At 65.1% G+C, this 481-nt stretch carries 1 protein-coding gene; it reads left to right on the top strand.

The window, feature by feature from the left end:
- Positions 1–4: 4 nt before the first annotated feature.
- The coding region (locus H1D24_RS41635; protein WP_258564749.1) for a beta-L-arabinofuranosidase domain-containing protein at positions 5–481 on the top strand (477 nt) is incomplete at its 3' end.

The raw sequence follows: 481 nt of genomic DNA, 5'->3' as shown, positions 1-481 counted from the left end.
CGGCCTGCGGGACGCCGCCCGGTTCTTCTGGCAGACCATGACCCGCCACCGTACCTTCTGCTTCGGCGGCAACTCCGTACGCGAACACCTGCACCCCCGCGACGACTTCACCTCCGCACTCCAGTCGCCGGAGGGCCCCGAGACCTGCAACACCTACAACATGCTCAAGCTGAGCCGCGCCCTGTTCCTCCAAGAGCCCGACGCCGAGGTCCTCGACCACTACGAGCGCGCAACGCTCAACCACATCCTGTCCTCCCTGCACCCCAAGGGCGGGCTGGTGTATTTCACACCGGCCAGGCCGGGCCACTACCGCGTGGTGTCGACGCCCCACAACTGCTTCTGGTGCTGCGTCGGCACCGGACTGGAAAACCACGCCAAATACGGCGAGCTGGTATACACCACCGAGGGCGGCGAGGTATTCGTCAACCTCTTCATCGCCTCCCGACTCAGCCTGCCCGAACACAACCTGGTCCTCGAACAA

Origin of the sequence: Streptomyces himalayensis subsp. himalayensis, assembly GCF_013778455.1 — a bacterium.
Classification (GTDB): domain Bacteria; phylum Actinomycetota; class Actinomycetes; order Streptomycetales; family Streptomycetaceae; genus Streptomyces; species Streptomyces himalayensis.
This window is presented reverse-complemented; position numbering and strand designations above follow the sequence as displayed.